At 68.7% G+C, this 10,066-nt stretch carries 8 protein-coding genes; 6 read left to right on the forward strand and 2 right to left on the reverse strand.

The genetic code is table 11. The annotated features are described in order from the left end of the window. The coding region (locus AACZ35_RS09080) for a TonB-dependent receptor (protein ID WP_339828352.1) at positions 1-1,871 on the reverse strand (1,871 nt) is incomplete at its 3' end. 109 nt (positions 1,872-1,980) lie between these two features. On the opposite strand from AACZ35_RS09080, the gene AACZ35_RS09085 reads away from it, so the two are divergent. The 6 genes from AACZ35_RS09085 to AACZ35_RS09110 all read left to right on the forward strand — a co-directional run bounded on the left by AACZ35_RS09085 (position 1,981) and on the right by AACZ35_RS09110 (position 9,332). Then, positions 1,981-3,234, forward strand: coding sequence for a 6-phosphofructokinase (locus tag AACZ35_RS09085; protein ID WP_339828353.1), 1,254 nt, complete (start codon positions 1,981-1,983; stop codon positions 3,232-3,234). A 106-nt stretch (positions 3,235-3,340) separates the two neighbouring features. Further along, positions 3,341-4,405 carry a DUF3617 family protein gene (locus AACZ35_RS09090; RefSeq protein ID WP_339828354.1) on the forward strand — a complete coding sequence of 355 codons (1,065 nt, stop codon included), beginning with the start codon at positions 3,341-3,343 and terminating at the stop codon, positions 4,403-4,405. A 4-nt stretch (positions 4,406-4,409) separates the two neighbouring features. Beyond that, positions 4,410-5,225 carry a serine hydrolase gene (locus tag AACZ35_RS09095; RefSeq protein WP_339828355.1) on the forward strand — a complete coding sequence of 272 codons (816 nt, stop codon included), beginning with the start codon at positions 4,410-4,412 and terminating at the stop codon, positions 5,223-5,225. Further along, complete coding sequence (locus tag AACZ35_RS09100; protein ID WP_339828356.1) at positions 5,222-6,598, forward strand: hypothetical protein; 1,377 nt, start codon at positions 5,222-5,224, stop codon at positions 6,596-6,598. Before AACZ35_RS09095 ends, AACZ35_RS09100 begins: the two co-directional genes overlap by 4 nt. A 124-nt stretch (positions 6,599-6,722) precedes the next feature. Beyond that, positions 6,723-7,178 carry a DUF3617 family protein gene (locus AACZ35_RS09105; protein ID WP_339828357.1) on the forward strand — a complete coding sequence of 152 codons (456 nt, stop codon included), beginning with the start codon at positions 6,723-6,725 and terminating at the stop codon, positions 7,176-7,178. Between the two features lie 120 nt (positions 7,179-7,298). Further along, on the forward strand, positions 7,299-9,332 hold the full coding sequence (locus AACZ35_RS09110) for a sodium-translocating pyrophosphatase (RefSeq protein WP_339828358.1): 2,034 nt from the start codon (positions 7,299-7,301) through the stop codon (positions 9,330-9,332). 171 nt (positions 9,333-9,503) lie between these two features. Here the strand turns inward: AACZ35_RS09110 and AACZ35_RS09115 are convergent, their stop codons facing one another. Continuing rightward, on the reverse strand, positions 9,504-9,866 hold the full coding sequence (locus AACZ35_RS09115) for an Hpt domain-containing protein (RefSeq protein WP_339828359.1): 363 nt from the start codon (positions 9,864-9,866) through the stop codon (positions 9,504-9,506). Between the last annotated feature and the right edge of the window lie 200 nt (positions 9,867-10,066).

Consider the following 10,066-nt stretch of genomic DNA (forward strand, 5'->3'; position numbering starts at 1 on the left):
GCGATGGTATTGGTCCAGGCGCCGCGGAAGACCCAGTCGTTGTTGCCGTCGTAGCGCAGGTGCAGGCCCGGCAGGATGTTGTTGTAGCTGGCCGACACCGCGCGCGAGGTCACCGGCAGGACCAGGTCGCCGTTGTCGTCGAGCTCCACCACGTTGCCGACCGCGTCGAAGTCGGTGCGCTCGAAGCGCGCGCCGGCGATCACCCGCAGGGCGTCGAAGTCGAAGGTGCCCATGGCGTAGGCGGCCAGGATGTCTTCGTCGGCGCTGTAATCCTCGGCCAGGGACAGGATCAGGTTTTCGGCCACGTCCCGGGGACGCTCGCCGAACTCGCCGGCGTTGGCCCGCAGGTACTCCAGCATTTCACGCGTGCTGATGCCGTCGCCCAGGTCGCCGAAGCGGTGCCCGGGCGAAGCGCTGGTCCACGCGCCCAGGCTCAGGTCCGGGGTGATGCGCAGTTCGGCTTCATCCACGTCGGCCGAACGGCTGCGCCAGCGGCCCGAGACACCGGCCTTCCAGGTCACGGCGCCGGAGCCGAACTCGAGGTTGAACTTGGCCTGGGTTTCTTCGTCATCGACGAACTTGGGGGCGACCACCAGGCGGTCGAACACGTAGTTGTCGTTGTCCAGCCAGGCGCCGTTGCCGCCCGGGTCGGTCAGCGAGAAGGTCGGCACCGGGCTGGACATGTCCACGATCGCCGACAGGTCGCCGACGCCGTCGTATTCAAAGCGCGATTCCACTTCGTCGGGCACCCGCTCGCGGGTATCGGTGTAACCGACGAGGTAATCGATCTTCGCGGCGTCGAAGCGGTTCTCGCCGCCGGCGCTGATCGCCAGGGTGCTTTGTTCCTTGGTGCGGAAACGCAGGCGGCGGCGCAGCGCGTCGGGCGGGATGTCGCTGAATTCGCGGGTTTCGCCGCTGGCGCCGGTCAGTTCGCCGTCGTCGAACACGTAGATGCTGCGCTGGCGGGACTCGGCATCGGTGAAGTCGCTGTAGAGCGTGCGCAGGTAATACCGACCGCCACCTTCGGGGTGCCAGTCGAGGTTGAGGTTCATGCCGGTGCGTTCGCGGTTGATGAAGTACTTGCGGTACTGCAGCTCGACCGGGATCAGCAGGTCGTCGCCGAGGTTGTCGTTGAAGTCGTATTCGACCTCGACGTTGTCCGATTCGAAGTCGCGCTCGGAGCGGTTGACGCCGAAGGCCACGCCGAAGTCGCCGTTGCCGAAGACTTCGCTGTAGTTGAAGGCCAGCTTGCTGTTGAGGTCGCCGCTGAGCTGCGGGTAGCTGGCCTCGATACGCCCGCGCAGGCTGCGGCCGTCGCGGTCGAAGGCCGAAGCCGATTCGATTTCGATGCTGCCGCCGATGGCGTCGCCGCTCATGTCGGGCGTCGGCGCCTTGATCACGGTCAGGCGTTCGGTGGAGTCGGAGGGAATCACGTCCAGCGTCGCCTGTCGGCTCGAATCCTCGGGCGTGCCGATCGGCATGCCATTCACCGACACGCTGTTGAGCGCGGCGTCCAGGCCACGCACCACCACGAAGCGGCCCTCGCCCTGGTCGCGGGTGATGCTGATGCCGGGCAGGCGCTGCAGCGATTCGGCGACGTTCTTGTCCGGGTAAACGCCCAGGGAGTCGGACGAGACCACGCCGATGATCGCATCCGAATCACGCTGCAGGTCCAGCGCACGCAGCTGCGACTCGAGCTGGGAACGCACTTCCACCGTCACCAGGGTCGCGGGTTCGGCGGCCTTTTCCTCTTCGGCCGGCGCCGGGGCGGCGGCCTGCGCCAGGGCCAGCGAGGGCAGCAGGGCCAGGCTCATCGCGCTGGCGAGCAGGGTGAACCGGGGGCGGGAGCCGTGGCGGCGGGGCATGGGCATGCGGGGTCGTCCTGTGGGCGAAAGGCGACAAACTGCGGCAGCCGGGTTTCATTGCCGTGACGTCCCCGCGACGCCCGGATGACAGCCGCCGCTGGGCTACAATCGCGCCATGAACAAAGGCACGCTTCTCTACGCACAATCCGGCGGCGTCACCGCCGTCATCAACGCCACCGCCGGTGCGGTCATCGAGGCCGCGCGGGCGAAAAAGATCAAGGTCCTCGCCGCCCGCAACGGCATCCTCGGCGCGCTGCGCGAAGACCTGGTGGACACCTCGAAAGAATCACCGGCGTCCATCCGGGCGCTGGCCCACACCCCGGGCGGCGCCTTCGGCAGCTGCCGCTACAAGCTCAAGTCGCTCGAAGAAGACGCGGCCAAGTACGAACGCCTGCTGGCTGTCATCAAGGCCCACGACGTGCGCTGGTTCCTCTACAACGGCGGCAACGATTCCGCCGACACCGCGCTCAAGCTCTCGAAGCTGGCCGAATCCTCGGGTTATCCGCTCACCTGCATCGGCGTGCCCAAGACCGTCGACAACGACCTGGTGGTGACCGACTGCTGCCCGGGCTTTGGCTCCGCCGCCAAGTACACGGCGGTCTCCGTGGCCGAAGCTTCGCTGGACGTCGCCGCCATGGCCGACACCTCCACCAAGGTCTTCGTTTACGAAGTGATGGGCCGGCATGCCGGCTGGCTGGCCGCCGCCGCCGGCCTGGCCGGCCAGGGCAAGGATGACGCACCGCACATCATCCTGTTCCCGGAAGTGGCCTGGGACGAAGCGAAGTTCCTGGGCCGCGTGCAGGCCGTGGTCAAGCGCGTGGGCTACTGCGTGGTGGTGGTGTCCGAAGGCCTGCGCCATGCCGGCGGCGGCTTCGTCGCCGACGCCGGCGCCGGCAAGGACGCCTTCGGCCACAGCCAGCTGGGCGGCGTCGGCCCCCTGCTGGCCGCCACGGTCAAGGACAGGCTGGGCCTGAAGGTGCACTGGACCGTGCCCGACTACCTGCAGCGTTCGGCCCGGCACCTGGCCTCGAAAACCGACCTGGCGCATGCCCAGGCGGTCGGGAAGAAGGCCGTGGAGTTCGCCCTCAAGGGCATGAACGGGGTGATGCCGGTGATCGTGCGCACGTCGGACACACCCTACCGCTGGAAGATCGCGCCGGCGCCGCTGGCCGACATCGCCAACCACGAAAAAACCATGCCCAAGGGTTTTATCGACGCCTCGGGCTATGGCATCACCGCCGCCTGCCGGCGCTACCTGACGCCCCTGGTCAGGGGCGAGGCGCCGCCGCCGTATGGGCCGGACGGGCTGCCGAAATACGTTCGGCTCAAGTTGCAGGCCGTGGCGAAGAAGCTTCCTCCCTTCGCCTGACCCGGACCCGAGGAGCGGGAATGCACGGTGACAACCGGCACTCCCGCGGCGAGGGGCCGAGCCTGAAAATTCCGCCCCTTGCCCCGACCCTCGTCCGGAGACACCCGTGAAACCGCAGCGCCTGTTCCTCATTCCTGCCCTGGCCCTGGGCCTGTTCGCCGCCGGCGCGGCCCTGGCCCAGTCCGGCACCGGCAACCTGTATCGCGTCACCACCAAGATGGAAATGGTCGGCATGCCGATCCAGCTGCCCTCGCAGACCGTCGAAGTGTGCGGACCCAAGAACCAGGCCAGCGAGAAGATGGTGCCGCACGACGAGAACTGCACCGTCAGCGACTTCCGCGTGGTCGGCAACAAGTCCAGCTACACCCTGGTCTGCCGGGGCGAAAACGCCATGACCGCCAAGGGCGAGTTCGAACAGCTCGGCCCCGACGCCTACCGCGGCAAGATGCACATGGTGGGCAACAGCGGCGGCGAAAGCATGGAAATGAACATGACTTTCGACGGCAAGAAAATCCGCGACTGCGACTACGCCACCGAATCGCCCGAAGCCCAGGGCAAGGCAATGCTCGCCAAGACCTGCCAGGAAATGCTGCAGATGCCGGACCCGATGCTCTACGAGCACTTCACCGGCGCCGAAGCCATGTGCGGCAACTACCGCAAGCGTTACTGCGACAGCATGCTGGCGAAGTCGCTGACCCCGGCCTACATCCGCGGCGCGGACCAAGGCGCCCGGCAGATGCCCGCTGGCGCCCCGACGTTCTGGGACGGCTTCGCCGCCTGCGGCGTGACCCGCCCGGCCGCCCTGGCCAAGACCTGCCCGATGGCCGAGAAGTCGCGCGACTACACCTTCATCGTCGAGTTCTGCCCGGACAACCTGGCCCGCGCCTGCGACAACGCCGATCCGGCCAGGGACGGCGAGTTCCTGGTCGGCAGCTGCCCGGCCCAGGCCCAGGCCGCCGCCGCGCGCCACTGCGCCGGCCGCGACTTCACCGCACTGCGCGCCTCGCCCTATGCCGGCTTCTGCAGTCGTTATGCCGCGGGCTCCCTGCAGCAGCGCAACGCCGGCGCCGCCGGCCAGCCGGCCGAGGGCGACGAGTCCCGGGAAGAAGAAAAGAAGAAGCCCTCCTGGCGCGACCGCCTCAAGTCCGCCAAGGACCTGATCGGCGGCTGATCCCGTGCCGCGTCGCTGGCTGATGGCGGCGCTGCTGGCGCTGGTGCCCGCGGGTGCCGGCGCCACGCCGGTGAACGCCTACCCCGACATCGCCCGCGCCTACTGGGTGGAAATCGACGGCCGGCCCGCCTGGGCCGGCAATGCCGACCAGGCCATGCCGGTGGCCAGCCTGGCCAAGCTGATGGCGGCGCTGGTGCTGGACGAAGAAGCCGACCTGGCCGGCACCGTCACCGTCAGCCGCGCGGCATCCGCCGCCACCGGCACCCGCCTGGGCGTGCGCGCCGGCGAAACCTACCTCGCCTCGGATCTTTTCAGCGCGATGCTGGTGCGTTCGGCGAATGACGTTTGCCGCGCGCTCGCCGACTGGCACGGCGGCGGCGACGACGACACGTTTGTCGCCCGCATGAATGCCCGCGCCGCCGAACTCGGCATGGTGTCCACCCGCTTCGCCAATGCCTGCGGCCACGACGCCCCGGGCCAGGGCAGCAGCGCCCGCGACCTGGCCCTGCTGGCGCGCGCGGTGATGGCACGGCCGCGCATCATGGAAGACGCCCGGCGGGAGAGTTTCGCCTTCGCCTCGCTCGACGGCCGCCGGTTTTCCGTGCGCAGCACCAATGCCTTGCTGGGCCAGTTCCCCGGCGCCATCGGCCTAAAGACCGGCTTCACGCCGGGCGCCGGCCGCTGCCTGGTGGCCCTTGCCGAACGGGATGGCCACGAGGTTCTGGCGATCCTGCTGCATGCGCCCGACCGCTGGTGGGACACCGTGGGCCTGCTTGAACTGGCCTTCGACCAGGCCCGTCGCAACGCGCCGCCGGAATGAAACCACCGTCCCTGACGGCGCGGGCCGCGGGGGCAGTGGGCCTGCTGCTGGCCGTGGCCTGGGTGTATTGCGGGGCACTGGCCGGCCCGTTCCAGTTCGACGACTACAACATCATCGTCGACAACCCGCAGGTGCACGGACTGGCCGCGTGGTGGCAATCGATGCCGGGCATCCGGCCGCTGCTGAAACTTTCCTATGCACTGAACTGGGCGGCGTCGCCGGCTGCCTGGGGTTTCCATGCGGTGAACCTGGCGGTGCACCTGGGCAACGTCCTGCTCGCCTGGGCCGTGGCCGGCCAGTGGCAGCGCAGGCTGGCACCGGCGCGGCTGCCCGCGTCCGCCGCCTGGTGGGTGGCGCTGCTGTTCGCGCTGCACCCGGCAGCCACGGAGGCGGTGACCTACATCAGCGGCCGCTCGGTGTCGCTGATGGCGCTGTTCTACCTGGCGGCGATGTGGTGTTTTGTCGCCGGCGAAACGAGCGGGCGCCGCTGGCTTTCGCGCGGCCTGGCCACGGGGCTGTTCGCGCTGGCCCTGGCCGTGCGCGAAACCGCGGTCACGCTGCCGGCGGCGTTGTTCCTGCTGGCCTGGTATGGCGGCCGCCCGCCGCGCGAGGCGCTGCGCGGGCTGGGGCCGCAGCTGGTAGTGCTGGCGGTGGCGGCGCTGGCCGCCGTGACATTGGCCGGCTACGACCGCTTCTTCGCCTTCAGCCTGGGCACGCGCGGCTTCGGCGAACAGCTGCTGGCGCAGACCGTCGCGCATGCGCACCTGGTCGGTCACAGCCTGCTTGGCCTGCGCACCAACCTCGACCCCGACCTGCGGGTGCCGGCCGGCCTGGACCTGGCCAGCGCGCTGATGCTGGCCTGGTTCGCCGCGGCCGTGGTCGTGGCCATCGTCTCGCGCCGGCGCTGGCCCTGGCTGGGTTTCGCCATGGCCTGGTACGCCCTGCAGATGGCGCCGACAAATTCGTTCGTGCCGCGATTCGACCTGGCCAACGACCGTCACCTCTACCTGGCGCTGCCTGGCGTGGCGATGGCGTTCGCGGTGCCGCTGCTCGGGCGTGGATGGCGGCCGCTGGGCAAGGTGCTTTTGCTGGCGCTTGCCGTGGCCACGGGCCTGGTTACGCACCGCCGCAACCAGGACTGGCGCAGCGAAACCGCGCTCTGGCAAGCCACCGTGATGGCCTCGCCGGCCAAGGCGCGGCCCTGGGTGAACCTGGGCTGGGCGCGCCAGCAGGCCGGCGACGACGCCGGCGCCCGCGCCGCCTGGGAATGTGCGCTGCGCCTTGAACCCGCGCATCCGCAGGCCGCGATCAATCTCTCGCTGTCCACGGCGCCATCCACCGGCCCCGATGCGCGCTGCCCCGCGCGCAAGTGAACCCTTCACGATGTTCAATCGCCGCGTTCCTGCACGGGCAGCGTGATTGCGTTAGCGTGGTCGCACGTGCCGTGGCGGCGAAACTGCCCGTCTGCGGTCCGATCCCCGTCACTGGAGGACCCGCATGATCACGCTCCGTACCCTCGCCTTTTCCGCCTTCGCCCTGGGCCTGTCCGCAGGCGGCACCGCGCTGGCGCAACCCCAGGAAGGCAGTCTCTACCGCGTCACCACCCAGGTCGAAATGGTCGGCCTGCCGTTCAAGATGCCGGACCAGACCACGGAAGTCTGCGGCCCCAGGGACCACAGCAGCGAAAAGATGGTGCCGCACGACGAGAACTGCTCGATCACCGATTTCGAGGTCGAAGGCAGCGTTTCGCGCTACACCCTGGTCTGCACCGGCGATGCCCAGCTGACCGCCAAGGGTGAGTTCGAACAGCTGGGCGGCGACGCCTACCGCGGCAAGATGAACATGGTCGGCACCAGCGGCGGCCAGTCCGTCGAGATGAACATGCGCTTCGAGGGCAAACGCATCGGGGCCTGCGAATACACGCCTCCGGCCGCCCCCGGCGCCGCCGGCTAGCCCCTCCCGGGCCCGCCCGGCGGGCCTTGTGGCTTCACCCCCTGCCTTCGGCCATACTCGGGCGGGGCGGCCAGTCGGCCGCTTACGTTTGTTCGCTGTTTGACTCTGGGGAGGGTTGGCATGTTTGAGCAGTACGGACTACACCTTGCGATCGCCTGTGCGGCGGTCGCCATTCTTTACGGCATCTTCGTGGCGCGCTGGATCGTTGCCCAACCTGCCGGCAACGAAAAGATGCAGGGCATCGCCGCGGCCATCCAGGAAGGCGACGGCGCCTACCTGAGCCGCCAGTACCGCACCATCGCCATCGTCGGCGTCGTGTTGTTCCTGGTCATCGCCTTCGTGCCCGGCCTGGGCTGGCCGACGGCCATAGGCTTCGCGATCGGCGCCATCCTGTCGGGCGCGGCCGGCTTCATCGGCATGTTCGTCTCGGTGCGCGCCAACGTGCGTACCGCGCAGGCAGCCACGGTCAGCCTCAATACCGCGCTCAACGTCAGTTTCAAGGGCGGCGCCATCACCGGCATGCTGGTGGTCGGCCTGGGCCTGCTCGGCGTCGCCGGCTACTTCTGGTACACGATCGGCTCGGGCGTGCAGACCGCCGAATCGGTGCAGGCGGCCATGCAGCCGATGATCGGCCTGGCCTTCGGCAGCTCGCTGATCTCGATCTTCGCGCGCCTGGGCGGCGGCATCTTCACCAAGGGCGCCGACGTCGGCGCCGACCTGGTGGGCAAGGTCGAAGCCGGCATCCCGGAAGACGACCCGCGCAACCCCGCCGTCATCGCCGACAACGTCGGTGACAACGTCGGCGACTGCGCCGGCATGGCCGCCGACCTGTTCGAAACCTACGCGGTGACCGTGATCGCTGCGATGCTGATCGCCGGCATTGCCTTCACCACCTACGGCTGGGCCGGCGTGCTGTACCCGATGGTGCTGGGCGCGGTGTCGATCCTGGCATCGATCGTCGGCACCTTCTTCGTGAAGGTGAAGGACGGCGGCAAGATCATGAACGCGCTCTACCGCGGCCTGGCCGTGTCGGGCGTGCTGGCGGCGATCGGCTTCTGGTTCGTCACCGACAACATGTTCGCCTCGGCCCTGGGCATGCCGCTGTTCTACTGCGCCCTGATCGGCCTGGCCCTGACCGCGGCGATGGTGGTGATCACCGAGTACTACACCGCCACCGAATACGCGCCGGTGCAGGACGTTGCCAAGGCCTCTGAAACCGGCCACGGCACCAACGTCATCGCCGGCCTGGCCGTGTCGATGAAGTCCACCGCGGCGCCGGTGCTGGCCGTGGCAGCCGCCATCTGGTGCTGCTACGAGATCGCCGGCCTGATGGGCATCGCCATCGCCGCCACGTCGATGCTGTCCATGGCCGGCATGATCGTCGCGCTCGACGCCTATGGCCCGATCACCGACAACGCCGGCGGCATCGCCGAAATGTCGGGCATGGACAAGGACATCCGCGTCACCACCGACGCCCTGGACGCCGTGGGCAACACCACCAAAGCGGTGACCAAGGGTTACGCCATTGGTTCGGCCGGCCTGGCCGCGCTGGTGCTGTTCGCCGACTACGCCCACAAGCTGCAGGAATCGGGTGCCGAGGTGAACTTCTCGATCGACAACCCGGACGTGGTGATCGGCCTGCTGATCGGCGGCATGATCCCCTACCTGTTCGGCGCACTGGCCATGCAGGCGGTAGGTCGCGCGGCGGGCGCGGTAGTCGAGGAAGTGCGCCGCCAGTTCCGCGAGATCAAGGGCATCATGGAAGGCACCGGCAAGCCTGAATACCACAAGGCCGTCGACCTGCTGACCAAGGCCGCGATCCGCGAAATGATCGTGCCCTCGATGCTTCCGCTGTTCATCCCGATCATCGTCGGCGTGGTGCTTGGCGCCGATGCGCTGGGTGGCCTGCTGATGGGCACCATCGTTACCGGCCTGTTCGTGGCGATCTCGATGTGCACCGGCGGCGGCGCCTGGGACAACGCCAAGAAGTACATCGAAGAAGGCCACCACGGCGGCAAGGGCAGCGAAGCCCACAAGGCCGCGGTCACCGGCGACACCGTCGGCGACCCGTACAAGGACACCGCCGGCCCGGCCATCAACCCGCTGATCAAGATCATCAACATCGTTGCGCTGCTGATGATCCCGATGCTGTAAGTCGGTCCGGCGGCAAACTGAAAACCCCGGCTCCGGCCGGGGTTTTTCTTTGCGTGGTTCCGGTCCGGGAGCCCCCTTGGTAAGGGGGCGCGCCGAAGGCGCGGGGATCGGGAGGAGTGAGCCGGGGCCCGCGATTCGCAGCGCGAATCGTGGGAGATCTGAGCGAATAGCTCAGATCTGCGGGACTTCCTGCAAAAGCAGGATCAGCGCATCGCGGGTGCGGCGGCGCAGTTCGACGAAACGGGCGTTGGTGGCTTCGTCCATCAGTTCGTCGTTGGCCAGGTGTTCAAGCTCCTGGCAGACCGCCACCAGGTCGGTGGCGCCCATGGCCAGGGCGGCCGAGCGCAGGTAGTGGGCGGCCTTGCCCAGGCCGTCGGCGTCGCCGGCCACCTGGGCGTGTTCCATCTTGCGCACCAGGTCGGGAGCCTCGTGCACGAACATGCGCACGAATTCGCTGAAGGCACCCGGCCGGTCGCGGTCGAGCATGCGCAGCAGTTCCAGCGCCTTGGGGTCGAGCAGGGACTGATGGGCCATCGAACGGGCTCCGTCGGGGGGCGAAACCCTATTCTGGCGGCTGGGCGCGCCGCTGCCTAGTCCGGCGCGGCTGGGCCGCGCAGAGCCCCCTGAGTGCGGGCTCCAGCCCTTTCCCGTATCCTTGCGCCCCCCACGCATGCCCTCCCCCGGGCGGATTCAGGAGTGTTTCCCCATGGCCCTAGACCTGGTGCCCACCGGCC

This window comes from uncultured Arenimonas sp., from assembly GCF_963976025.1.
Lineage (GTDB): Bacteria > Pseudomonadota > Gammaproteobacteria > Xanthomonadales > Xanthomonadaceae > Arenimonas.